Genomic DNA, 23,154 nt, shown 5'->3' on the forward strand with positions numbered 1-23,154 from the left:
GCTCCCCAGGCAAAATGCCACGTTCCGTTTGTCGGCCATTCGCTATATATTCCGGTATATAGCGAACCTGCCCTCGGAGCCTCACCTATGCGCCTCACCCGCTTCGCGCCGTTGCTGTTGATCCCGTTCCTGACTATTGGCGCCGTCCAGGCCGCCGAGGTGCAGGTGGCGGTCGCCGCCAATTTCACCGCACCGATCCAGGCCATCGCCGCCGACTTCGAAAAAGACACCGGGCATAAATTGGTGGCGGCTTACGGCGCCACCGGGCAGTTCTACACGCAGATCAAGAACGGCGCGCCATTCGAAGTTTTCCTCGCCGCCGACGACACCACCCCGGCCAGACTCGAGAGCGAGGGCGACACCGTCAAGGGCTCGCGCTTCACCTACGCCGTCGGCACCCTGGCGCTGTGGTCAGCCAAAGAGGGTTATGTCGATGGCACGGGGCAGGTCCTCAAGCACAACGACTTCCAGCACCTGTCCATTGCCAACCCGAAAGCCGCACCCTACGGCCTCGCCGCGACCCAGGTGCTGGACAAGCTCGGCTTGACCGCGCAGGTGAAAGGCAAGCTCGTCGAAGGCCAGAACATCACCCAGGCCTATCAGTTCGTCTCCACCGGTAACGCCGAACTCGGTTTCGTCGCCTTGTCCCAGGTGTACAAGGACGGCAGAGTGACGGGCGGCTCGGCGTGGATCGTCCCGGCCGAACTGCACGACCCGATCAAACAGGACGCGGTGATTCTCAGCAAGGGCCGGGACAACCCCGCTGCCGCGGCTTTGGTGGATTACCTCAAGGGCCCGAAAGCCGCCGCCATCGTCCAAGCCTACGGTTACCATCGCTAAAATGCCCCTGACCAGCGCCGACTATGCCGCCATCTGGCTGACCCTCAAACTGGCGTCCTTGACCACGGTGATCCTGCTGCTCATCGGCACGCCCATCGCTTTATGGCTGTCGCGCACCCGCTCGTGGCTGCGCGGGCCGGTGGGCGCGGTGGTGGCATTGCCATTGGTGTTGCCACCCACGGTGATCGGCTTCTACCTGTTGCTGGCGTTGGGGCCGCACGGCTGGATCGGCCAATTCACCCAGGCCCTCGGGCTGGGCACCCTCACCTTCAGCTTCACCGGGCTGGTGATCGGCTCGGTGATCTACTCCATGCCGTTTGTGGTGCAGCCGTTGCAGAACGCCTTTGCCGCCATCGGCAGTCGCCCCTTGGAAGTCGCCGCTACCCTGCGGGCCGGGCCTTGGGATACGTTTTTCAGCGTCATCCTGCCCCTGGCCCGCCCCGGCTTCATCACCGCGGCGATTCTCGGCTTTGCCCACACCGTCGGCGAATTCGGCGTGGTGCTGATGATCGGCGGCAACATTCCGGAGAAAACCCGGGTGGTGTCGGTGCAGATCTACGACCATGTCGAAGCCTTGGAATACGCCCAGGCCCACTGGCTGGCAGCGGCGATGCTGGTGTTTTCATTCCTGGTGCTGCTGGCGCTGTATTCCAGCCGCCGAACCCGTGCCGGTTGGAGTTGATCGATGATTCAGGCGCGTTTTCAGCTCGACCACGGGGCTTTTTCCCTGGACCTGGATGTGCAACTGCCCGGCCGTGGCGTGACCGCACTGTATGGGCCTTCCGGTTCCGGTAAAACCACCTGCCTGCGCTGCATTGCCGGGTTGGAGCGACCGGCCCGGGGTTTTATCGAGGTCAACGGCCAAGTCTGGCAAGACAGTGAGCACGCGGTGTTCATGCCGCCCCATAAACGGCCGGTGGGGTATGTGTTCCAGGAGGCGAGCCTGTTCGCCCATCTGTCGGTGCAGGCCAACCTGGCGTTCGGCCTCAAGCGCATCGCGCCGGCACAACGGCGGGTGGACATGCAACAGGCGACCGAACTGCTGGGCATCGGCCACTTGCTCGATCGGCAGCCGCACAACCTGTCCGGCGGCGAGCGCCAGCGGGTGGGCATCGCCCGCGCCTTGCTCACCAGCCCGCAACTGCTGCTGATGGATGAGCCGCTGGCGGCCCTCGATACCCGGCGCAAAAACGAAATCCTGCCGTACCTGCAACGGCTCCACGATGAGCTGGACATTCCAGTGCTGTATGTCAGCCATTCCCAGGACGAAGTGGCGCGCCTGGCCGATCACATCGTGTTGCTCGACGGCGGTCGCGCGCTGGCCAGTGGGCCGATCGGCGAAACCCTGGCCCGGCTCGACCTGCCATTGGCCTTGGGGGACGACGCCGGCGTGGTGATCGAGGGCAAGGTCAGCGGTTATGACCCGGCTTATCAACTGCTGACCCTGAATCTGCCCGATAGCCAACTGAACGTACGCGTGGCCCACACGTCCCTGGCCCTCGGCCAGCCGCTGCGCTTCAAGGTCCAGGCCCGGGACGTCAGCCTCAGCCTGGCGAACGATGCCCAGACCAGCATCCTCAATCGCCTGCCGGTCACCGTGGTCAGCGAACAGGCCGCCGACAACACCGCCCATGTGCTGGTCCGCCTGGAAGCCGCCGGCACCCCGCTGCTGGCACGCATCACCCGCTATTCGCGCGATCAGCTCAAGCTGCATCCAGGGCAGTTGCTGTGGGCGCAGATCAAGGCGGTGGCGGTGTTGGCGTAGTCCACCTTGTGTGCGAGCTTGCTCGCGATGACGACGCATCCAACATTGATGCAAGCTGATTCACCGCTATCGCGAGCAAGCTCGCACACAGGGGTTGCGGGTAACCGCAGAATCTTGGCACGACCGCAACGGGCTGCGGTCAATCGATCACATGGCCACCGGATTCGCTGCCAAGGACTTTCTTCATGCCCGACACCCTGCCGCCGGATGCATTGCCGACCGACCTGCACTATGTCGATGACACGGCCCCCGGCATCACCCGCAAGAAATTGCGTGGCAAGTTCTGTTATTTCGACCCGCAAGGCCAGCGCATCACCGACGCAGCCGAGATCCAGCGCATCAATGCCCTGGCGGTGCCACCGGCCTATACCGATGTCTGGATCTGCACCGACCCGCGCGGCCATCTCCAGGCCACCGGGCGCGATGCCCGTGGACGCAAGCAGTACCGTTACCATGCGCGCTGGCGTGAGGTCCGTGATGCGGACAAGTATTCGCGGATGCTGGAATTCGGACGGGCCCTGCCGCGCTTGCGCAAACGCCTGGAGGAAATCCTCGCCACGCCCGGGTTCAGCCGCGACAAAGTCATGGCCACGGTCATCACCCTGCTGGACACGACCCTGATCCGCGTCGGCAACAGCCAATATGCCCGGGACAATCGCTCCTATGGCCTGACGACCCTGCGCAACAAGCATGTCGAGGTCAACGGCAGCGCCATCGCCTTCCAGTTCCGTGGCAAGAGCGGCATCGAGCACCAGATCACCGTGAAGGACCGGCGCCTGGCGCGGATCATCAAGCGCTGCCAGGAGATCCCCGGGCAGAACCTGTTCCAGTACCTGGACGAACACGGCGAACGCCACGCCATCAGTTCTTCGGACATCAACGCCTACCTCAAGACCCTCACTGGCGCTGACTTCACCGCCAAGGACTACCGCACCTGGGCCGGCAGCGCAGCCGCTCTGGCCGGGTTGCGGGCGCTGCGCTGGGAAACCGAAAGCGAGGCCAAAAGGCATGTCGCCGAGATGGTCAGGCAAGTCGCCCGACAACTGGGCAACACGCCAACCGTCTGTCGCAAGTGCTACATTCATCCTGCGGTGGTGGAGAGTTTCCTGCTCGGTGCCCTGACCCAGTTACCCAAACCCCGGGCACGTAAAGGCCTCAGCGAAGAAGAAGCCGGGCTGGCGTTATTCCTGCAGCGCATGACGCAAGCTGCCCAGAAATGCGAACAGCAGCAACCGGCTTGATGCGCTCACCGGCAGCCAGCCACGGATGAGGAACATCCGCAGACCGCTGGACTCCCAACTGTACGGCACAGCCGATCCGCAGGCACTTGCAAAGGGTGAAGTCGACAGGAGTTTCAGATGTCCGAACACATTGTCCATTTTCATTGCCAGATCGATCAGGGAACCACGGAACGCTTTCGCGATAACTGCCTGGAGGCCATTGAGAAAGGCGCCGACTCGCTGATGCTCAATCTCTCCACAGTCGGTGGCAGCACCAACTTCGGCTTCACCCTCTACACCTTCATCAAGTCCCTGCCGGTACCGGTACGTGCGGTGAACGCCGGCAACATCGAGTCGATGGGCATCGTCATGTACCTGGCCGCCAGCGACCGCACCACTACCCCGCACTCGCGTTTCCTGATTCATCCGATGAACTGGTACTTCGGCCAGAAGTCGGTGGACCACTCACGCTTGCGCGAGTACCTGTCCAGCCTGGACAACGACGTGGCGCGCTACGTGGAAATCTACGTCAAGGAAACCGCTGGCGCGGCGACGCAGCTGGATATCTTCAAATGCCTGTGTGCCGAGGAACGGGTGATTCCAGCGGAGAACTCCCTGGCTTTCGGCATTGCCCATCGGGTCGAGCAAGTGGTGTTCCCGGCAGATGCCAAGCATTGGAAAGTCAGCGGTGGCGAGGATTAGAAGTGAAGGCTGGTGGCAGACCATTCGTCGCCAGCAAGCGGTTTTTTTTAAACTTCCCCCGGCCATTTTCTTTCCCAACTAATGCGAGGCACGTTGCTCGCTCAACCAAAATGAGGATTCTCGAAATGGCCAGTAGCGGAAACAAAAACCCAGGCAACTTCGCCAATGATCGTGAAAAAGCATCGGAAGCCGGCAAGAAAGGCGGACAAGCGTCGGGCGGCAACGTTGCTAACGACCGGCAAAAAGGCACTGGAGCCGGTAACAAAGGTAGCGAACGCAGCCAAGGCGGCGGCAGAAAATCGTAACCACGCAAATCGTTGGGGCGCAGACGTATTGCGCCCCGGCGCTATCCGCTCTCGCTCTCGCTACAAATACGAAATTCCATATATTCGATTGTCCGCATATACTCCGGCGCAGCCCAACCTTGCGCTTATCGGAGCCGATCGATGAAAGTCCTCTTCATGTGCACAGCCAACAGTTGCCGCAGCATTCTCAGCGAAGCGATGTTCAACCATCTGGCCCCGGCCGGATTCCAGGCCGTCAGCGCCGGCAGTTTCCCCAAGGGCCACGTGCTCCCGCGCAGCCTGAGCACCTTGCAAGAAGCCGGTATCAGCGTAAAAGGCTTGCGCAGCAAGGGTAACGACGCATTCGAGGGCAGCCCGCCGGACATCGTCATCACCGTGTGCGACAGCGCCGCTCGCGATGCTTGCCCGGTGTACTTCGGTCCGGCCATCAAGGCCCACTGGGGCCTGGTCGATCCATCGACCGTCAGAGGCAGCGATGATCAGATCGGCCAGGCCTTCCATGCCACCCTGGATCGTATCGAAACCCGCTGCCGGGCCTTTTTTGCCCTGCCCTTCGACCAGCTCGATGCCCAGGCCTTGAAAGCCGAGCTCGACCGCATCGGCACCCTCTGACCGCTCAACCTGCGCGATAGGCCTGCTTCACCGTCTCGACCCAACTCGCCTCCAGGCGCGACTGTTCGGTGCCCAGGCCCAGCGCCTGCATCTTCGCCAGGTGCGCGTCGGCCTCTCGCGCCAGGGAGCCCTGGGCGCTGGAGTTGGCGTCCAGCTGATGCATCTGGGCCAGCCCCAGGTGATAGAAACGCAGCAGCTTCATAGCGGTGGGATCCTGGGCTTGCACGCCAGCGGTCACCTGGTGCATCACGTTGGTGATTTTCATCAGGCTGCGCTTGAGCTGCCAGCCGTACACGGCGGCGGCCATCCATGGCTGCGACCAGAAATACAGGCGCATCAGCGCGGCCATTGCCAGCACCGCGACAAGCACCCCGCCGAGATTGAAACGAAAGTTATCGCCTCCGGGCGTGCCCAGCAGCAGCACGGCCAGGCTGGACAGCAACATCGCCAGGGCCAGGAACACCACCGCGATGATCAGGGTGCTGCGGCGAGTCTGCTTGCGATAGGTGTCGCTATCCCACGGTTTGATCTCGAACATCGCGGTGCAATTTCCTTGTACGGCATCAAAAGAGTCACGCATTATCGCCTGCCCGGTCGATTTAGCTATGCTGGAGCTCATTTTGTATCGCAACCGACTCGCCGGGTCCGTATCGAAGTCCATGGCGATAGCGCAAGGATCGTGCGATCTTTCTGCGTGGACGTTTTTTTCAAGATGCCGTCGTTGTGTGCATGGCATCGTTTTCAAGGAAAGCTGAATGAATCAAAGACATGTAATCAACGCCTCGGTAAGCCCCAAAGGCAGCCTGGAGACCTTGTCCCAGCGCGAAGTCCAGCAACTGAGCGAAGCCGGTTCCGGCAGTATCTATACCCTCTTCCGCCAGTGCGCCCTGGCCATCCTCAACACCGGCGCCCATGTTGATAACGCCAAGACCATCCTGGAAGCCTACAAGGACTTCGAGATCCGTATTCACCAGCAGGACCGGGGCGTGCGCCTGGAGCTGCTGAACGCACCGGCCGACGCGTTCGTCGACGGCGAAATGATCGCCAGCACCCGGGAAATGCTGTTCAGCGCCCTGCGCGACATCGTCTACACCGAGAACGAGCTGGACAGCCAGCGCATCGACCTCAGCTCGTCCCAGGGCATCAGCGACTACGTCTTCCACCTGCTGCGCAACGCCCGCACCTTGCGTCCTGGCGTGGAGCCGAAAATCGTCGTGTGCTGGGGCGGTCACTCGATCAACACCGAAGAATACAAATACACCAAGAAGGTCGGCCACGAGCTGGGCCTGCGCAGCCTGGATATCTGCACCGGCTGCGGCCCTGGCGTGATGAAAGGCCCGATGAAAGGCGCCACCATTGCCCATGCCAAGCAGCGTATCCATGGCGGTCGCTACCTGGGCCTGACGGAACCAGGCATCATCGCCGCCGAGGCGCCGAACCCGATCGTCAATGAGCTGGTGATCCTGCCGGACATCGAGAAACGCCTCGAGGCTTTCGTACGTGTCGGTCACGGCATCATCATCTTCCCGGGTGGCGCTGGTACGGCGGAAGAGTTCCTCTACCTGCTGGGTATCCTGATGCACCCGGCCAACCAGGACCTGCCATTCCCGGTGGTGCTCACCGGACCGAAAAGCGCCGCGCCGTACCTCGATCAGTTGCATGCATTTGTCGGTGCAACCCTGGGTGAGGCCGCGCAGAAGCACTATCAGATCATCATCGACGACCCGGCCGAAGTGGCGCGGCAGATGACCCAGGGGCTCAAGGAGGTCAAGCAGTTCCGCCGCGAGCGCAACGACGCCTTCCACTTCAACTGGCTGCTGAAGATCGACGAAGGCTTCCAGCGCCCGTTCGACCCGACCCACGCCAACATGGCCAGCCTGGGCCTGAGCCGCGACCTGCCCGCCCACGAACTGGCGGCCAACCTGCGCCGGGCGTTCTCGGGCATCGTGGCCGGTAACGTCAAGGACAAGGGCATCCGCCTGATCGAAGAACACGGCCCTTACGAGATCCACGGTGACGCCGCCATCATGGAACCCCTCGACCGCCTGCTCCAGGCCTTCGTCGCCCAGCACCGCATGAAACTGCCAGGCGGCGCGGCGTATGTGCCGTGCTATCGCGTGGTGACCTGACCTACCCGAAGACCACAGATCCAATGTGGGAGCGAGCCTGCTCGCGATGGCGCCGGTACATTCAGCACTGATGCAAGCTGAACCACCGCTATCGCGAGCAAGCTCGCTCCCACAGGCGTTCTGCGGCGGTCATAGAACCGAAGGCAACCGCATCAGGCCGGCCTCATCCACCTCAATGCCTAGCCCAAGGTAATCCTCGATCTGCGGATGAAGGGTGACCACCGGGTGCGTATGCGTCGCCGTCACCACCAGCACATCCGCCCCCGCCGCCTCGCCAGCCCGAATGCCCGCCTCGGCGTCTTCAAACACCAGGCATTCCTGCGGTGCCACCTGCAAGCGTTCGGCAGCCAAGCGGTAGCAGGCGGGGTTGGGCTTGCCGTCGCTCACGTCCTCGGCAGTGACCATCACTGCGGGGCGTGGGATCCCGGCCGCTTCCATACGCCGCAAGGCCAGTGCCATCGGTGCCGAAGTGACGATCGCCCAGCGCTCTGGCGGCAGGCTGTTCACAAAGGCCTGCGCACCGGGCACCTGCACCACGCCTTCGACGTCTTCGATTTCCTCGCGGGTAATCTGCTCGGCCTCGGCCTGGGCATCCACCCCCGGCAGGTGCTGGCGGGTGATGGTGTCGATGGCGCGCACGCCATGGATCGTCGGCAGGAATGTCGCCACGTCCACGCCGTGGCGCAGGGCCCAGCGCGTCCAGATCCGCTCGGCGGCGGCAATGGAATTGAGCAGTGTGCCGTCCATGTCGAACAGGAAGGCGCGGTAGGCAATGTGGGTGGGGGGACTGGCAGGCATCGGATCCTCGGTGGCGGCGTGGCGGGTGATGGCCACAGGGTTTAATGGTGGGTTGGTTACACCAACCGCTCGATCGGCTGATGCTGCCACACCTGCTTGTAGTACAGCGTCTGCAACAGCAGCATGCTCAAGTAGGCCACCGGGAACGCCATCCACACCCCTTGCAGGCCGAAGTGAGCGTCCAGCAGATACGCCGTCGGCACCTGCACGGCGACGATGCAGAAGATCGAGATAGCGACTGGCACCAGCACCGTGCCGCTGGCGCGCATGATGCCGCCGACGATCGCCTGGAAGCCGAACACCAGCAGGCTCCAGAGCATGATGTGCAGCAGGTGTTCGGCCTGGACCCGTGCCGCCGGGTCGGTGATGAACAGCCCCAGCAGCCAGTGGGACAACAGATACCCCAGGACCACCAACCCGCCCGTAAGCCAGAGGTTGATCAACAACCCCGTGCGCAGGATCGGCCCCAGGCGCTCCAGGCGTCCGGCACCGATGGCCTGGGCGCCGAGGATCGAAGCGGTGATGGCGATCGACAGCGCCGGAAACTGCACGTAGTTGACGATCTGCGTCACCGCGCCGTAGGCCGCCGTGGCCTGGGAGCCATGGCTATTGACCAGCGTCAGGATGACCAACTCGGACAACGAGATCACCACCATCTGCAACCCTGTGGGCAAGCCTATACGCAGCACTTTGCCAAGGATCTCCATGTCCAGGCGCATCGCCGCGAACAACGCCCGGTCCGGCGCCAGGGCATGCTCGCGACGGTTCAGGCGCCACGCCAGCATGGCCATGGCCGAGGCCGTCCCCACCAACCCCGCCAGCGCCGCGCTCTGGATGCCCATCTGCGGCAACCCCAACCAGCCACGAATCAACGCTGGCGTGAGCAGCAGCCCGACACTGGTGGAGGTCAGCAGCGCCAACATCGGTGACACCGTATCGCTCACCCCGCGCAGCAGCTGGGTAAACAGCACAAATACCAGCAACATCGGCAGGATCCACAGCATGACCCGGGCATAGGAAACGGCATCCTCCAGCACATCGGCCGGCGTGCCGAGCCCCTGCAACGCCTGACGCGCAAAGACACTGCCAAGCACCGCCGCCGCCAGGCCGATGATCGCTCCCAGCAACAAGGTCGAACCGGCAATCGCCTTCACCGTCCCGGTTTCGCCGGCGCCGTAGGCCTGCCCGATCAACACCCCCGCCCCCGCGCCGAGGCCAATCACCAATGCGATAAAGAAAAACACGATGGGAAACATGCCCGACACCGCCGCCAAGGCCTGGGTACCGAGCATCTGGCCGATGTAGATGCTGTTGAACGTGCCAGACATGGACTGCAGGAAATTGGACAAGACCATGGGGATCAGGAACAGGAGGTAGGTTTTCCAGAGGGGCTGGGTGGGCATGGGGGCTCTGATGGCAGGTTCGAAATCCAATGCGGGGTAATTTAGCGCAATCCATGGATTCTGTTTCGGAAGATGTCCGTTTTTCGTGGCGAGGGAGCTTGCTCCCGCCGGGCTGCGCAGCAGTCCCAAAACCTAAACACGCAATCTATCAGGCCAACCGCACCCGCCAAGTTTGGGACCGCTTCGCGCTCCAGCGGGAGCAAGCTCCCTCGCCACAAAAGCCCATGCGCCATCTCCCTTGCCATGTGGCTTATACCTTCGTCGGGTGCATTCGACATTTCCCAGACAGCGTCTAACCTGAAATAGCACAGTGCCACGTACTGTGTAGGCCAATGCCTATGCAATACCGGTATCGGACAGCCGGTCTTAAAGTCCGAGTAGAGGTCGCAGATAACCAGTTATTCGCAAATAACCTGTTAGAAACTCTGTTCAAGGACCGAACCATGACGTCGTACCCACACGGTCATTCCTTCGCCCAACCACCTCGCATCCTCTGGAACACAGTGCTCGTCGCTTTCGTTGCTGCCGTTGGCGTCTTACTGCTCAATGGTCCAAGTGTACAAAACATCATCCTGGCTGTTGCCCTCCTGGCCGTTGGTGTCGGTGCTGGCGTATGGGGTGCGCGTTCACAACGTCAGCAGTTCGACAGCGCCATCGCCGCCGCCATGGCCCGCCGCGACCTGCAAGCCAGCGAGCATCTGGCCCATAAAGCCAGCGAGCAACTCAACGAAGTCATTCTCGGCGCCATGCCGATCTGGGCCAAGCAGGTCGAAAGCTCCCGGCAGCAGACCGAAACCGCAATCGTCTCGCTGACCAGCCGCTTCACCGGCATTTCTTCGCGCCTGGAAGAGACCGTGCAAGCTTCGCAACTGGCCGCCGGTGAGTTGGCCGGCAGCAGCAGTGGCGGTGCCGTGCAGGTGCTGGCCCAGAGCGAAAGTGAACTGGTCAAGGTCATCGATTCGCTGAAAGCCACCCAGGCCAGCCGCGATGAAACCCTGGCCCAGGTACGCAACCTGACGGCCTATACCGGGGAACTGCGGACCATGGCCGCCGATGTCGCGGCGATTGCCGCGCAGACCAACCTGCTGGCCCTCAACGCCGCCATCGAAGCCGCCCGTGCCGGCGAGGCCGGGCGTGGGTTTGCGGTGGTGGCCGACGCCGTGCGCAGCCTCTCGAGCAAGTCCAGCGAGACCGGCCAGCAGATGTCGGCCAAGGTCGACATCATCAACACCGCCATCACCCAACTGGTGCATGCCGCGTCCAGCGGCGCGGACCAGGACAGCCATTCGGTCAGTGCCTCCGAGCAAAGCATCCAGCAGGTGCTGGAGCGCTTCAAGAGTGTCACCGGCAGCTTGGCCGACTCGGCCGACATGCTGCAGCGGGAGAGCTTCGGCATCCGCGATGAACTCACCGAGGTGCTGGTCAGCCTGCAATTCCAGGATCGGGTCAGCCAGATCCTCAGCCACGTGCGCGACAACATCGAGGACCTGCATGTGCACATGCAGCAGGCCAGCCAGTCGCCCGAACAGGCCGTTTCCATCGACGCTCGCCAATGGCTGGCGCGCATGGAAACCACTTACGCCACCGACGAGCAACGCCGCAATCACCACGGCGACTCGGCCGCGCAACAGACTTCACAGGAAATCACCTTCTTTTAGGAGCGCCGTTCATGGCTAAAAGTGTATTGGTTGTCGACGACTCCGCGAGCGTTCGGCAGGTGGTCGGCATCGCGTTGAAAAGTGCCGGCTATGACGTGATCGAAGCCAGCGATGGCAAGGATGCCCTGGGCAAACTCAATGGCCAGAAAGTGCACCTGATCATCAGTGACGTGAACATGCCCAACATGGACGGCATCACCTTCGTCAAGGAGGTCAAGAAGCTGGCCAGCTACAAGTTCACGCCGATCATCATGCTCACCACCGAATCCCAGGAATCGAAGAAACAGGAAGGCCAGGCCGCCGGAGCCAAGGCCTGGGTGGTCAAGCCGTTCCAGCCGGCGCAGATGCTGGCGGCGGTATCCAAGCTGATTCTTCCTTGATGAGCGGAGGCGCCCATGTCGTTGCACTACGAAACACAGGATGACACCGCCCAGGTGCACATCGACGGCGAGCTGACGATCTACACCGCCGCCGACCTGGCCGCGCAATGGTTACCGCAGCTGGGCGCAACACCGCGGATGGCCCTTGATCTGTCGCAGATCACCGAGATGGACGGCGCCGGCCTGCAACTGCTGCTGATGGTACAACGCGAGGCCGCCAAGGCCGGCACCCAACTGACATTGACCGGCCAGAGCAAGGCCGTCATGGAAACACTTGCCCTGTGCAACCTGGTTGCCTAGGGCTGCTGCAATACGTCGGACACGACAAAGGATATGAGCGTGAGCATCAATCTCGATCAGGCACAACAGACGTTCATCGTCGAGGCACGGGAACAGTTGCAAGCGATGGAAGAGTCGCTGCTGCAACTGGAAACCGACCCCGGCGACGATGACGCCATCGGCGCGATCTTCCGGGCGGCGCACACGATCAAGGGCTCGGCCGGGCTGTTCGGCCTGGAACCGATCGTCAGCTTCACCCACATCGTCGAAGACGTGCTCGATCGCCTGCGCAACGGCAGCGTCGAAGTGGACGCCGGCCTGATCGCGGTACTGCTCAAGTCCAGCGATCACATGCTGGAGCTGATCAACGTGGCCGCCAACCAAGGCGGAGCGCTACCGCCACCGGCCCTGCAGCGGGAAGTGGAACTGTGCCAGATCCTGCAGGAGTACCAGGCGCCCTCGCCGGCCACGGCCCCAACGCCTGCCCAGGACACCGAAACCCGTGAACCCGGCGAAACGCGCCTCTGGCACATCTCCCTGCGTTTCGGCCAGGACGTGTTCCGCAACGGCATGGACCCTCTGTCGTTCCTGCGCTACCTGCAAACCCTGGGTGAAATCGTCGACATCACCACCGTGACCGACGCCCTGCCCGCCGCCGATGCCTGGGACGCCGAGTCCTGCTACCTGGGTTTCGACATCGAGTTTCGCTCGGCCGCGGGCCACGGCGCGATCAATGAAGTGTTCGATTTCGTCCGGGAAGACTGCGAGATCGAGATTGTTGCCCAGGACGACGACATCGCGCCCCAGGCCAACACCGGCCTGGTCACGACGTCGCCGGAACCGGCCGAGGAAACCACCGCATTGGTCGCCACCGGCGAGTTGTTGTCCGACCAGCGCAAGACGCCACGCATGCCCGCCCAGATCGCCACCGACAAACAAGCGGTGAGCAGCGACAGCAAGGCCAAGGACGGCACCTATGTGCGGGTCAATGCCGACAAGCTCGATGAACTGATCAACCTGGTGGGCGAACTGGTCATCGCCAGCGCCGGTGCCAGCCTGTTGGCCCGCACCTGCCAGAACGATCCGTTGCAGGAGGCCACCTCGTCAGTCTCCGGACTGGTGGAAGAAATCCTCGATGGCGCCCTGCGCCTGCGCATGATCCCCATCGGCGAAACCTTCAACCGGTTCCGTCGGGTGGTGCGCGATGTCAGCCAGGAACTGGGCAAGGACATCGACCTGATCATCAGCGGCGCGGAGACCGAACTGGACAAGACCGTGGTGGAAAAAATCGGCGACCCGCTCATGCACCTGCTGCGCAACGCCATGGACCACGGCATTGAAACCGCCGAGGCCCGGCTGGCGGCGGGCAAACCGGCCAAGGGGCACCTGCACCTCAACGCCTATCACGACTCGGGCAGCATCGTGCTGGAAATCGCCGACGACGGCGCCGGCCTGAACCGTGACCGGATCCTGGAAAAAGCCCAGGAGCGCGGCCTGGTCGCCCCCGGCGCGAGCCCGACCGACCAGGAGATCTACAACCTGATCTTCGAACCCGGTTTTTCCACCGCCCAGGCCGTGACCAACCTTTCGGGGCGTGGCGTGGGCATGGACGTGGTCAAGCGCAACATCACCCTGCTGCGCGGCACCGTCGACCTCGACAGCCAGCCCGGCAAGGGCACCGTGGTGCGTATCCGCCTGCCGCTGACCCTGGCGATCATCAATGGATTTCTGGTGGGCATCGGTCAGTCAACCTATGTCATTCCGCTGGACATGGTCCAGGAATGCATCGAGCTGAGCGAAAACGATGGGGTCGCCAGCCGCGAACAAGGCTATCTCGACCTGCGCGGCGAGGTGCTGCCCCTAGTCTACCTGCGCGATCACTTCAGCCACGAAGGCCCGCCCGCTCGCCGGCAGAACGTGGTGGTGGTGCGCTACGCCGAACTCAAGGCCGGGCTGGTGGTGGATGACTTGCTGGGTGAATTCCAGACCGTGATCAAGCCGCTGGGCAAGCTGTTTGGTGCCCTTCGCGGCATCAGTGGCTCGACCATCCTGGGCAGCGGCGCGGTGGCGTTGATTCTCGACGTACCGGCGCTGCTCACCCAGATCGCCCAAGTGGAAAACCGCTTCACATCAACTCAATTACAACAAGCCAACGCTCGCTGACGCTTAAGCAATTCCATGGAGAGGTACTTCCCAATGAAATGGTTCTACGATCTTAGAATCGCCACCAAACTGATCACTTCATTTCTTGTGGTGCTGGCCCTGACCGCCGTCATGGGAGTGTTCGCGATCATCCAACTGGGCGAGGTGAACAGCACCACCGTCGATATCAGGGAAAACTGGATGCCGTCCATGCGTGCGGCCTCGGGCATGCGTTTCTACGCGGCAAACTATCGCCTCAAGGAAAACCGCCACATTACCGCCGATTCCGAACAGGAACGCCTCGCTGTCGAACAAGAAGCGGAAGACGCCAGGAAGGGGTTTGAAACCCGCATGGCGACCTATGAAAAACTGCTCTCCAGCGCGGAAGATCGCCAGCTGTTCGAAACCACCCGCAATGACTGGGTCGCTTACCTCGCAGTCAGCAAAGACCTGCTTGCACTGTCTCGGCAAAACCTGATCGAGCAAGCCCATGCACTGCTCAAGGGCCAATCCAAGCGTCAATTCGATCTGGTGGTCAACGACCTGCAAAAACTGGTGGAACTCAATGACGCGGGCGCTGGCGCCGCCAGCGAGCATGGCGCAGCGCTGTTTGAAAAATCGCGCCTGTCGATCATCGTCGTGCTGATTGCCGCCCTGCTGGTGGGCCTGGGCCTGGCGCTGTTCATCTCGCGCATCATCTCGCGCCCCTTGAAACAGGCCGCGACCGTCGCCGAGCAATTGGCCGAAGGCAACCTGAACGCAAAAATCGACGGTGGCTCCAAAGACGAAACCGGCATGGTGCTCAACGCCATGCAGAACATGATCGGCAAGCTCTCGCACATCATTGGCGAAGTGCGTAACGCTGCGGACAACCTGGCCAGTGCTTCCGAAGAAGTCAGCGCCACCGCGCAATCGATGAGCCAGGCCACCAGTGAACAGGCAGCCAGCGTCGAGGAAACCAGCGCCTCCATCGAGCAGATGAGCGCCAGCATCAACCAGAACACCGAGAACGCCAAGGTCACCGACGGCATGGCCAGCAAGGCCGCCAAGGAAGCCACCGACGGCGGCGAATCGGTGCAGCAGACCGTGGTGGCGATGAAGAAAATCGCCCAGCGGATCAGCATCATCGACGACATCGCCTACCAGACCAACCTGCTGGCGCTCAACGCCGCCATTGAAGCCGCCCGCGCCGGTGAGCACGGCAAAGGCTTCGCGGTGGTCGCCGCCGAAGTGCGCAAGCTGGCCGAACGCAGCCAGGTGGCCGCCCAGGAAATCGGCGAGCTGTCCTCCAGCAGCGTCGATATGGCCGAGAAGGCCGGGAACCTGCTCAACGAGATGGTCCCCTCGATCAACAAGACCTCGGACCTGGTGCAGGAAATCAGCGCCGCCTCCGAAGAACAGGCCGCCGGTGTGGCGCAGATCAACACCGCCATGACCCAGCTCAACCAGGTGACCCAGCAAAACGCCTCCAGCAGCGAAGAACTGGCCGCCACCGCCGAGGAAATGAGCAGCCAGGCCGAACAGCTGCAACAGGCCATGAGCTTCTTCACCCTGGACACGCCGCCCAAGTCTGCCGTGCAAGTTGCCAGGGTCGACAACACCCCAGGCTCCTCCGGCCGCAAACCGACGCGGACACCGGCACCGATCATGCCCAAGGCGTTTGCCTACAACATGGCCAGTGCCCCGGACGAATCGGAATTCACCCGGTTCTGATGGCCCGGTTCCACAGGCTTGCTTAAAGGAGAAAAAGCAATGGGCGCCATCGCGACCACACGTCAAACCGCCATCGCGGTCGAGGAAGAAGCGCAATACCTGACGTTTATGCTCGGCACGGAGATGTTTGCCATCGGCATCCTGTGCATCAAGGAAATCATCGAATACGGCAACCTGACCGTGGTGCCGATGATGCCGACGTTCGTGCGCGGGGTGATCAACCTGCGCGGTGCCGTCGTGCCGGTGGTCGACCTGTCGGCCCGTTTCGGCCGGCCGAATTCGGCGATCAGCCGGCGCTCGTGCGTGGTGATCATCGAGGCGTCCAGCGCCGACGGTCAGGCCCAGGACATTGGCCTGCTGGTGGACACGGTGTCGGCGGTGCTGGAAATCCCGGCCTCGCAGATCGAGCCGCCACCGAGCTTCGGCGCGAAGATCCGGGCCGATTTCATCAGTGGCATGGCCAAGGTCGATGGCAAGTTTGTCATCGTACTGGAGGTGGACCGCGTGTTGTCCATCGACGAAATGTCCCAACTCGCCGAAGCCAGCCCGAACGTGCTGGAAGTGGATGCCCCGTGAACGCCGATACCTGCAAGGAACGCACGGCGAACGCGCTGGCGCTCAGTGACCGAGAGTTCGGCCAGTTCCAATCCTGGCTGTACCAGGCCGCCGGCATCAGCCTGTCCGAGGCCAAGAAAGCCTTGGTGGCCGGGCGTTTGTTCAAGCGCCTCAAGCACTATGGGCTGGACAGCTACGGCGAGTATTTCAAGCTGATCATGAACGGCCAGCGCACCGATGAATTACAAGTGGCGCTGGACCTGCTGACGACCAACGAGACCTACTTTTTCCGCGAGCCCAAACATTTCGATTTCCTGCGCCAACACGTACTGCCCCACGCAACGCCGGGCAAGACCTTCCGCCTGTGGAGCGCGGCCAGCTCTTCCGGGGAAGAGCCCTACAGCCTGGCCATGACCCTGGCCGAAGGGCTGGGCACCACGCCTTGGGAAGTGATCGGTTCGGACATCAGCAGCCAGGTACTGGCCAAGGCGCGCTCCGGGCATTACCCGATGGAACGCGCCCGCACCCTGCCTCAGCCGCTGCTGGTGAAATATTGCCTCAAGGGCACCGGCAGCCAGCAAGGCACGTTCCTCATCGACCGGGCGTTGCGCAACCGGGTCAACTTCATCCAGGTCAACCTCAACGACACCTTGCCAGAGCTGGGGGAGTTCGATGTGATCTTCCTGCGCAACGTCATGATCTATTTCGACCAACCCACCAAAAGCAAAGTGGTCGCCCGCTTGATCCCCCGACTCAAGCCCGGCGGGTATTTCATCGTCAGCCACTCGGAGAGTCTCAACGGTGTGTCCGATGCGTTGAAACTGGTGGCCCCTTCGATTTATCGCAAGCCATGAACACCGCAATGAGGGCAGTGGCCGAGGTGTACCTGGCACCGGGGGAGTTTCGCTTTGCCACTTGCCCGACCCGCCTGCGCACGATTCTCGGCTCTTGCGTGGCGATCACGCTGTGGCACCCCGAACGCAAGATCGGCGGCATGTGCCACTTCATGCTGCCCAGTCGGGTGCGTTGCTCCAAGGCCTTGAACGGCCTGTACGCCGATGAAGCCATTGAGCTGTTCATCCGCCAGGCCAGGGCCCATCACACCGAACCCGAGGACTATCAACTCAAGCTGTTCGGCGGCGGCGAGATGTTCCCCGAACTGCAACGCCATGTGCCCTACGGCGATGTGGCGCGGTTGAACGTCAATGCGGCGCTGGAAATCGCTGCCCTCTACCGCCTGGACCTGATCGCCCAGGACATGGGTAGCACCGGCCACCGAAGCATCATCTTCGACCTTTGCAGCGGCGATGTATGGGTCAGGCACCAACCTATAAGGACCCGGCACTGACTATGTCAAAAAAGATCAATGTACTGCTGGTGGATGACTCTGCGGTGGTTCGCCAGGTGTTGCTGGCGATCCTCAGCGACACACCGGACATCCACGTCATGGGCGCGGCGTCCGACCCGATTTTCGCCATGGACAAACTGGCCAAGGAATGGCCCGACGTGATCGTGCTGGACGTGGAAATGCCGCGCATGGACGGCATCACGTTCCTGAAAAAAATCATGAGCGAGCGCCCCACTCCGGTGGTGATCTGCTCGTCTCTGACGCCCCGGGGCGCGGAAACCACCTTGCAGGCGATGGCCGCTGGCGCGGTGGAAATCATCACCAAGCCCACCACCGGCCTGAAGAACTTTCTGTTGGAGTCGGCGCCGGAACTGGTGTCGGCGATCCGTGCCGCCGCCCAGGTCAACGTGCGCAACCTGGGCAAGCGTCCCGCCCCGATCGCGCTGACGCCCGCGACCAAACTCACCGCCGACGCCATGCTGCCCGCCGCCAACGGCCACGCCATGGCACAGACCACCGAACGCATCGTCGCCCTGGGCACCTCCACCGGTGGTACCCAGGCCCTGGAAGCGGTGCTCACCGCCCTGCCACGAGTGTGCCCGGGCATCGTCATCGTCCAGCACATGCCGGAAAAATTCACCGCCTCGTTCGCCGCCCGGCTGAACAGCCTGTGCCAGATCGAAGTGCGCGAGGCCCGCAACAACGACCGCATCCACCCGGGCCTGGCACTCATCGCACCAGGCGGCAAACACATGATGGTGACCCGCAGCGGCGCGTTCTATCACGTGCAGGTGGTGGATGGCCCACTGGTCAACCGCCACCGCCCTTCGGTGGATGTGCTGTTCCGCTCCGTGGCCAAATTCGCCGGCCGCAACGCCACCGGCATCATCATGACCGGCATGGGCGACGACGGCGCCCGCGGCCTGAAGGAAATGCTCGACGCCGGCAGCACCACCGTGGCCCAGGACGAAGCCAGTTGCGTGGTCTTCGGCATGCCCAAGGAAGCGATCAAACTCAATGCGGCGCAACGGGTGATGGGGTTGCAGGAGATTGCGCAGGTGATCTTGCATCGGTAACAACGACCGTCCCTACAGTGGAGCTTGATCAGGTGAATGATCGCTCCCCACGCTCCGCTTTCTGGAAAGTGACGCAGAGCGTCACGGGATGCATTGCCCACGCAGAGCGTGGGAATGATCGACCGCAGTGGGCTTGTCGCCACAGGCGCTTCAGCAGCCTGTGCCTACACGGGCGAAATCGTCGCCAGCACGCCGATCAAAAGAGTCAGTGCCAAAAACCCACCTAGAAAAATCGCCATCTTCGCCATGAGCACTCCTGGACCAAAAAATTGCAGTACACGGGTAGCCCGATAGGCCAGCCGCGTGATTATTCTGGGGCTGGGCCCGGGATCATTACAGAGGCACCTGGCGCAGAAAAATACGGATCAGACGAACGCCTTCCCTCGTCGCACAACTTTCAATAGGCGAAAAAAGTTAAAGCCATACCGCGAAGTTCTCTCTCCGACTGACGGCGAGCGCGAGGTGATGGAGCTGGTCGTGTCGGGGCTGTTGAACAAGCAAGTGGCCGCCCGATTGGGCTTGAGCGAGGTGACCGTGAAAGTGCGGCACGGGTCGTTGATGCGCAAGATGAATGCGGACTCGTTGGCAACGCTGGTGAAGATGTCGGAAAAACTCAAGGAAGCCGATCGCTAGCGGCCCATGATCACGGCTATCATTGCCGTTCGCCCTGTTGCCGGGCGATGTCGCTGCCCCCCTCAAGGACTCAGGTATGAACCTTCTGCCGTCACGCTCCACCCTCTTCGTCTCCAGCCTTTTGCTCAGCTCGCTGTGCTTCGCCGAAGGCGAGCCAACCGACGGCAGCCTCATCAAGGACTCGACCAAGGCAGCCGTCTCAAGCTTCATTACCGCTGGCAAGAACCTGTTGGGTGGCGTCAGCGAAGGCGTGCTCGATGGCCGCGAATCGGCCCAGGGCGCCGACGGCGCGGCGATCATTTCCTCCAACGAGCAACTGAAAGACCGTGTCTCCATCGAAGTCCTGAAGCTGGCGCCCGTCGACGACACCTTCAGCGTCACCCTCGGCTTCAAGAACAGCACCGACACGCAACTGCGCCTGATCAACCTCGGCCAAACGGGCGCCTTGCTCGCCATCGACCAGGCCGGTTACGCCAACAGGCTGGCAGGGTTTGAAAACCCGGATGAAGTCACCATTCCGCCGAAGACGGCCGTGCGCCAGAAGTTTGTGTTTGAAGGGTTGAACGAGAAAATCAACACCGTGCGCGTGTGGGGCCAGGATTATCAGGTTAAAAAATAAGGTGGCGGTACGTTGATTGTCCCAAGTGGCATCCCACGCACGGGAGCGATCGAAAGTTGTTAGCTCGAAACACAACCGTGGCGAGGGAGCTTGCTCCCGCTGGGCTGCGCAGCAGCCCCAAAACAGCGAGTTTCACGCCCCGACAAAGGACTCATTGATATACCCCGTGTTCAATCCGAGTCAGATAATCCTCAACCACTTGAAAGCCTTGCGAACTGTCGATCAGCTCCAGCGGTACATGATTGTCCAGGTACTTGCAGGGCTTCTGCAGCCAATCCTCAGCCAAATGCCGACTGCCGAAAACACCGGTGGCGTGCTCCAAAGTCTTGGCGTAGCGGCTTCCAGGCATTGATTTGTCCTCACGATCTAAAACGAAGCTGGGTGTACCGGATGCAACGCGCAGCACTGAGACAACGCCAGATCGTAAGTGCAGTACTTCCGAAGGCCAACCTTAAAAAGTTGTCAGAGACTTCCTCGATTTCTCCCAAAGTGATCACTTGCCCGTCGGACAGTGTTCAAAAACAGTCTGTGTGGCTACAACATCCAACATCATTGCCTACATCTACTACAGAATCAGCTGGCTTTCGCCACACTCACCGGCCCGACATTCAACGCAAGCACACTCGCCAACACGATAACCGCCCCAACAATCACCATCGCCACTGGGCGTTCGGCCAGGACTAGACAAGCCATCAACATCGCGCTGGGCGGTATCAGGTAAAGCGCCATGGAAGCGCGGCTCACGTCGCTGTGAGCCAGCACGTAAGCCCAGGCGAGGTACGCCAGCGCGCTGGGGAAAATACCGAGAACCAACACCGCCAGGTTCACCGAAGCCGAAGCCTGTCGCGCCGCGCTCAACATCCCCGGTGCGAAAATGAACAACAGGAGTGTGCCCGACCAGACGGTGTAGCAAACCAGGGTCAAGCCGTCGTAGCGATGGGCATGGTGCTTCTGCAAAGCGAAATACACACTCCAGGACAGCGCCGCCAGCAGGATCAACAGTCCATGGGCGTCCATGTCACCCAAGCCTCGATCCCCCGTGACGACCACGGCTGCGCCAAGCAAGCCGCACAGGACACAGCCCCATTGCCAAGCGCCGACTCTTTCCTTGAAGACAAAATGCGCAAGCAATGTGCTGAACAACGGCGTGGACTGGGCCAACACACTCGCCGCCGAGGCACTGACGCCCCGTTGGCCGTAGTTGAGGGCGATGTGGTGCAGACTCACGGCAAAGAAACCCAATACCGCCAGCAACGGTAAATCCCCGAGACGCGGCCAGGAAATACCCTTCGCCATCGCGACGACGGCCATGAACACCGAAGCGATGAGAAACCGCATCAACGCCAGTTGACCCGGTTCGTAGGCCTGCAAGCCGATGCGAATACCAACGGGCGAATAGGCCCAGCAAAGAATCACGAACGTGGTCGCCAGGATCACTTTTACGCGGGGTCTGCTGGGGTTCTTCAAGCCCTCAAACGGCACACAACGGGTTTCCATTCAGAGTTCCTGCGCACTGGGCGTCTGGTCGATTTACCCTGAAGTATCAAAACCACCCACTCTCAATACAAGTGACTTAAACTCAGCCAACCATTCACTTTGGGTGAGTTATGGAACTGTCCCAACTGCGCATGTTCAAGACCGTCTGCGACACCGGCAGCATCGCCCGCGCCGCCGAAGTGCTGCACTGCGTACCGTCCAACATCACGGCACGGCTCAAATCCCTGGAGCGGGAGTTGGGTACACCGTTGTTTTTTCGTGAAGGTCGCGGCTTGCGGGTCAGCCCGGCGGGCGAGGTGCTCCTGGGTTATGCGACAAAAATCCTCGGCCTGACGGAAGAAGCCCGCCGCGCGGTAAACCCCAGCCACACGCCAAGCGGACCGTTGCGCATTGGCGCCATCGAATCCAGCGCCACGGGGCGCCTGCCTCAGTTACTGGCCAAATACCACGCGCAATATCCTCAGGTGTCACTGGAGCTGAGCACGGGGACTTGGGCGCAGTTACTGGACGATACCCAACATCACCGGCTCGACGGTGTGATCGTGGCGGTCGATGTGGAACGGCCGGGGCTCAAGCGCGCCGTGATGTACAGCGAAGACCTGATACTCATCGCCTCCGAATCCCACGGCCCCTTGCGCAACGCCGCAGACCTGCAAGGCAAGGCGATCTTCATGTGGCCCCCAGGCTGCCCGTACCGCTTTGCCCTGGAGCAGTGGTTGCTACACCATGACCAAGTACAACCGATCATCAGCATCGCCAGCTATGGCGCCATCGTCGGCTGCGTCAGTGCCGGTGCCGGCGTCTCGCTGGTGCCGCGTGGGATCTATGAGCAATACCGCCAGGGGGCTGGCTGGACAGGGTATGAGTTCCCTGGATTGACGGGCATCGACAACCTGTTCTACTGGCATGAAAACGCTGGCCGGCATCCTGCCAGGGAAGCGTTTTTGACGATGTTGAAGACGGAGTTCGAAGGGTAGTTGCAACCTCGCCGAAAAAGCCATTGGACTGCGCTGAGCGACATCCCGCTGACCATCCTTGTGCACTCTGATGCATCCCTGTGGCGAGGGGATTTATCCCCGTTGGGCCGCGAAGCGGCCCTAAAGCGTTCACCTCGGTGCCCGGACAACACAAGACCCGTGGCGAGGGAGCTTGCTCCCGCTGGGTTGCGCAGCGACCCCAACCAAGCTGAACGCGTTCTGCCTGATGCACCGCGGGGTAGATTACAGGGCTGCTGCGCAGCCCAGCGGGAGCAAGCTCCCTCGCCACGGGTCCTCATCAACCGCACCTGTCAGCGCACGGCTGAGAAAAATGTACATAGTTGAAGGAACGGTCCGCGACCCCTCCCCACAAAAGCCATTGGACTGCGCTGAGCGGCATCCCGCCGACCATTCTTGTGGCGAGGGGATTTATCCCCCGTTGGGGCGCGAAGCGACCCCAAAGCTGACAACTCGGTCCACCGACCAAACAAAACCCTGTGGCG

Annotated in this window: 24 protein-coding genes and 1 pseudogene; 20 read left to right on the top strand and 5 right to left on the bottom strand. The window is 61.8% G+C overall.

Features of this window, described 5'->3' with window-relative positions; translation table 11 throughout:
- Positions 1–87 precede the first annotated feature (87 nt).
- From modA to BM300_RS03950, 7 genes are all read left to right on the top strand, one after another.
- Complete coding sequence (gene modA, locus BM300_RS03920) at positions 88–840, top strand: molybdate ABC transporter substrate-binding protein (RefSeq protein WP_092346270.1); 753 nt, start codon at positions 88–90, stop codon at positions 838–840.
- Between the two features lies 1 nt (position 841).
- Positions 842–1,522 carry a molybdate ABC transporter permease subunit gene (gene modB / locus BM300_RS03925; RefSeq protein WP_063320611.1) on the top strand — a complete coding sequence of 227 codons (681 nt, stop codon included), beginning with the start codon at positions 842–844 and terminating at the stop codon, positions 1,520–1,522.
- A gap of 3 nt (positions 1,523–1,525) precedes the next feature.
- Entirely contained in the window at positions 1,526–2,605 is a 1,080-nt protein-coding gene (gene modC / locus BM300_RS03930) for a molybdenum ABC transporter ATP-binding protein (RefSeq protein WP_092222778.1), read from the top strand.
- Between the two features lie 185 nt (positions 2,606–2,790).
- Positions 2,791–3,846, top strand: a complete 1,056-nt coding sequence (locus BM300_RS03935) for a DNA topoisomerase IB (RefSeq protein WP_092462069.1) — start codon at positions 2,791–2,793, stop codon at positions 3,844–3,846.
- 117 nt (positions 3,847–3,963) lie between these two features.
- Positions 3,964–4,527: an ATP-dependent Clp protease proteolytic subunit gene (locus tag BM300_RS03940; protein WP_014337800.1), complete on the top strand. Its 564-nt coding sequence runs from the start codon at positions 3,964–3,966 to the stop codon at positions 4,525–4,527.
- A 125-nt stretch (positions 4,528–4,652) separates the two neighbouring features.
- Entirely contained in the window at positions 4,653–4,832 is a 180-nt protein-coding gene (locus BM300_RS03945) for a con-10 family general stress protein (RefSeq protein WP_003203031.1), read from the top strand.
- A gap of 141 nt (positions 4,833–4,973) precedes the next feature.
- Complete coding sequence (locus BM300_RS03950) at positions 4,974–5,444, top strand: arsenate reductase ArsC (protein ID WP_063320607.1); 471 nt, start codon at positions 4,974–4,976, stop codon at positions 5,442–5,444.
- Positions 5,445–5,448: 4 nt separating this feature from the next.
- On the opposite strand, the gene BM300_RS03955 is transcribed toward BM300_RS03950, so the two are convergent.
- Positions 5,449–5,982, bottom strand: a complete 534-nt coding sequence (locus BM300_RS03955) for a DUF3087 family protein (protein WP_092462071.1) — start codon at positions 5,980–5,982, stop codon at positions 5,449–5,451.
- A 217-nt stretch (positions 5,983–6,199) separates the two neighbouring features.
- Between BM300_RS03955 and ppnN the strand changes: the two genes are divergently transcribed.
- Positions 6,200–7,573, top strand: coding sequence for a nucleotide 5'-monophosphate nucleosidase PpnN (gene ppnN, locus BM300_RS03960; RefSeq protein ID WP_063320605.1), 1,374 nt, complete (start codon positions 6,200–6,202; stop codon positions 7,571–7,573).
- Positions 7,574–7,702: 129 nt separating this feature from the next.
- On the opposite strand, the gene BM300_RS03965 is transcribed toward ppnN, so the two are convergent.
- Both BM300_RS03965 and BM300_RS03970 read right to left on the bottom strand, forming a co-directional pair.
- Positions 7,703–8,371, bottom strand: coding sequence for an HAD family hydrolase (locus tag BM300_RS03965; RefSeq protein WP_092462264.1), 669 nt, complete (start codon positions 8,369–8,371; stop codon positions 7,703–7,705).
- Positions 8,372–8,427: 56 nt separating this feature from the next.
- Complete coding sequence (locus BM300_RS03970; RefSeq protein ID WP_092462073.1) at positions 8,428–9,774, bottom strand: MATE family efflux transporter; 1,347 nt, start codon at positions 9,772–9,774, stop codon at positions 8,428–8,430.
- A gap of 746 nt (positions 9,775–10,520) precedes the next feature.
- Between BM300_RS03970 and BM300_RS03975 the strand changes: the two genes are divergently transcribed.
- The 11 genes and pseudogenes from BM300_RS03975 (at position 10,521) to BM300_RS04025 (ending at position 20,177) form a co-directional block, all read left to right on the top strand.
- Positions 10,521–11,432: a methyl-accepting chemotaxis protein gene (locus BM300_RS03975; protein ID WP_371856143.1), complete on the top strand. Its 912-nt coding sequence runs from the start codon at positions 10,521–10,523 to the stop codon at positions 11,430–11,432.
- Between the two features lie 11 nt (positions 11,433–11,443).
- Complete coding sequence (locus BM300_RS03980) at positions 11,444–11,812, top strand: response regulator (RefSeq protein ID WP_003203044.1); 369 nt, start codon at positions 11,444–11,446, stop codon at positions 11,810–11,812.
- 15 nt (positions 11,813–11,827) lie between these two features.
- Positions 11,828–12,112, top strand: a complete 285-nt coding sequence (locus tag BM300_RS03985; protein ID WP_063320602.1) for an STAS domain-containing protein — start codon at positions 11,828–11,830, stop codon at positions 12,110–12,112.
- A 39-nt stretch (positions 12,113–12,151) separates the two neighbouring features.
- Positions 12,152–14,254 (top strand): chemotaxis protein CheA, encoded by a 2,103-nt coding sequence (locus BM300_RS03990; RefSeq protein ID WP_092346325.1) that lies wholly within the window; start codon positions 12,152–12,154, stop codon positions 14,252–14,254.
- A gap of 33 nt (positions 14,255–14,287) precedes the next feature.
- Positions 14,288–15,946 (top strand): methyl-accepting chemotaxis protein, encoded by a 1,659-nt coding sequence (locus BM300_RS03995; RefSeq protein WP_092462075.1) that lies wholly within the window; start codon positions 14,288–14,290, stop codon positions 15,944–15,946.
- Between the two features lie 39 nt (positions 15,947–15,985).
- Positions 15,986–16,522 carry a chemotaxis protein CheW gene (locus BM300_RS04000; RefSeq protein ID WP_092144655.1) on the top strand — a complete coding sequence of 179 codons (537 nt, stop codon included), beginning with the start codon at positions 15,986–15,988 and terminating at the stop codon, positions 16,520–16,522.
- Complete coding sequence (locus BM300_RS04005; RefSeq protein ID WP_063320599.1) at positions 16,519–17,355, top strand: CheR family methyltransferase; 837 nt, start codon at positions 16,519–16,521, stop codon at positions 17,353–17,355. The genes BM300_RS04000 and BM300_RS04005 overlap by 4 nt, the downstream gene beginning before the upstream one ends.
- Positions 17,352–17,849 carry a chemoreceptor glutamine deamidase CheD gene (cheD, locus tag BM300_RS04010; RefSeq protein ID WP_063320598.1) on the top strand — a complete coding sequence of 166 codons (498 nt, stop codon included), beginning with the start codon at positions 17,352–17,354 and terminating at the stop codon, positions 17,847–17,849. Before BM300_RS04005 ends, cheD begins: the two co-directional genes overlap by 4 nt.
- Positions 17,850–17,851: 2 nt before the next feature.
- Positions 17,852–18,925: a protein-glutamate methylesterase/protein-glutamine glutaminase gene (locus BM300_RS04015; RefSeq protein ID WP_003203057.1), complete on the top strand. Its 1,074-nt coding sequence runs from the start codon at positions 17,852–17,854 to the stop codon at positions 18,923–18,925.
- A gap of 450 nt (positions 18,926–19,375) precedes the next feature.
- Positions 19,376–19,558: pseudogene (locus tag BM300_RS04020) on the top strand (LuxR C-terminal-related transcriptional regulator); the annotation flags it as partial.
- 76 nt (positions 19,559–19,634) lie between these two features.
- Positions 19,635–20,177 (top strand): hypothetical protein, encoded by a 543-nt coding sequence (locus tag BM300_RS04025; protein ID WP_092462077.1) that lies wholly within the window; start codon positions 19,635–19,637, stop codon positions 20,175–20,177.
- 151 nt (positions 20,178–20,328) lie between these two features.
- Here the strand turns inward: BM300_RS04025 and BM300_RS04030 are convergent, their stop codons facing one another.
- Positions 20,329–20,526 (bottom strand): MbcA/ParS/Xre antitoxin family protein, encoded by a 198-nt coding sequence (locus BM300_RS04030; protein WP_092346264.1) that lies wholly within the window; start codon positions 20,524–20,526, stop codon positions 20,329–20,331.
- A gap of 224 nt (positions 20,527–20,750) precedes the next feature.
- Positions 20,751–21,674 carry a DMT family transporter gene (locus tag BM300_RS04035; RefSeq protein WP_092462079.1) on the bottom strand — a complete coding sequence of 308 codons (924 nt, stop codon included), beginning with the start codon at positions 21,672–21,674 and terminating at the stop codon, positions 20,751–20,753.
- 110 nt (positions 21,675–21,784) lie between these two features.
- Between BM300_RS04035 and BM300_RS04040 the strand changes: the two genes are divergently transcribed.
- Entirely contained in the window at positions 21,785–22,651 is an 867-nt protein-coding gene (locus tag BM300_RS04040; RefSeq protein WP_092462081.1) for a LysR family transcriptional regulator, read from the top strand.
- Positions 22,652–23,154: the final 503 nt, after the last annotated feature.

The organism is Pseudomonas sp. NFACC46-3, assembly GCF_900114515.1.
Lineage (GTDB): Bacteria > Pseudomonadota > Gammaproteobacteria > Pseudomonadales > Pseudomonadaceae > Aquipseudomonas > Aquipseudomonas fluorescens_Q.

Bases quoted from the DNA above. Each gene is read 5' to 3' on its own strand.
- modA (WP_092346270.1), top strand. From the start codon at position 88: ATGCGCCTCACCCGCTTCGCGCCGTTGCTGTTGATCCCGTTCCTGACT.
- modB (WP_063320611.1), top strand. From the start codon at position 842: ATGCCCCTGACCAGCGCCGACTATGCCGCCATCTGGCTGACCCTCAAA.
- modC (WP_092222778.1), top strand. From the start codon at position 1,526: ATGATTCAGGCGCGTTTTCAGCTCGACCACGGGGCTTTTTCCCTGGAC.
- BM300_RS03935 (WP_092462069.1), top strand. From the start codon at position 2,791: ATGCCCGACACCCTGCCGCCGGATGCATTGCCGACCGACCTGCACTAT.
- BM300_RS03940 (WP_014337800.1), top strand. From the start codon at position 3,964: ATGTCCGAACACATTGTCCATTTTCATTGCCAGATCGATCAGGGAACC.
- BM300_RS03945 (WP_003203031.1), top strand. From the start codon at position 4,653: ATGGCCAGTAGCGGAAACAAAAACCCAGGCAACTTCGCCAATGATCGT.
- BM300_RS03950 (WP_063320607.1), top strand. From the start codon at position 4,974: ATGAAAGTCCTCTTCATGTGCACAGCCAACAGTTGCCGCAGCATTCTC.
- BM300_RS03955 (WP_092462071.1), bottom strand. From the start codon at position 5,982: ATGTTCGAGATCAAACCGTGGGATAGCGACACCTATCGCAAGCAGACT.
- ppnN (WP_063320605.1), top strand. From the start codon at position 6,200: ATGAATCAAAGACATGTAATCAACGCCTCGGTAAGCCCCAAAGGCAGC.
- BM300_RS03965 (WP_092462264.1), bottom strand. From the start codon at position 8,371: ATGCCTGCCAGTCCCCCCACCCACATTGCCTACCGCGCCTTCCTGTTC.
- BM300_RS03970 (WP_092462073.1), bottom strand. From the start codon at position 9,774: ATGCCCACCCAGCCCCTCTGGAAAACCTACCTCCTGTTCCTGATCCCC.
- BM300_RS03975 (WP_371856143.1), top strand. From the start codon at position 10,521: ATGCCGATCTGGGCCAAGCAGGTCGAAAGCTCCCGGCAGCAGACCGAA.
- BM300_RS03980 (WP_003203044.1), top strand. From the start codon at position 11,444: ATGGCTAAAAGTGTATTGGTTGTCGACGACTCCGCGAGCGTTCGGCAG.
- BM300_RS03985 (WP_063320602.1), top strand. From the start codon at position 11,828: ATGTCGTTGCACTACGAAACACAGGATGACACCGCCCAGGTGCACATC.
- BM300_RS03995 (WP_092462075.1), top strand. From the start codon at position 14,288: ATGAAATGGTTCTACGATCTTAGAATCGCCACCAAACTGATCACTTCA.
- BM300_RS04000 (WP_092144655.1), top strand. From the start codon at position 15,986: ATGGGCGCCATCGCGACCACACGTCAAACCGCCATCGCGGTCGAGGAA.
- cheD (WP_063320598.1), top strand. From the start codon at position 17,352: ATGAACACCGCAATGAGGGCAGTGGCCGAGGTGTACCTGGCACCGGGG.
- BM300_RS04015 (WP_003203057.1), top strand. From the start codon at position 17,852: ATGTCAAAAAAGATCAATGTACTGCTGGTGGATGACTCTGCGGTGGTT.
- BM300_RS04025 (WP_092462077.1), top strand. From the start codon at position 19,635: ATGAACCTTCTGCCGTCACGCTCCACCCTCTTCGTCTCCAGCCTTTTG.
- BM300_RS04030 (WP_092346264.1), bottom strand. From the start codon at position 20,526: ATGCCTGGAAGCCGCTACGCCAAGACTTTGGAGCACGCCACCGGTGTT.
- BM300_RS04035 (WP_092462079.1), bottom strand. From the start codon at position 21,674: ATGGAAACCCGTTGTGTGCCGTTTGAGGGCTTGAAGAACCCCAGCAGA.
- BM300_RS04040 (WP_092462081.1), top strand. From the start codon at position 21,785: ATGGAACTGTCCCAACTGCGCATGTTCAAGACCGTCTGCGACACCGGC.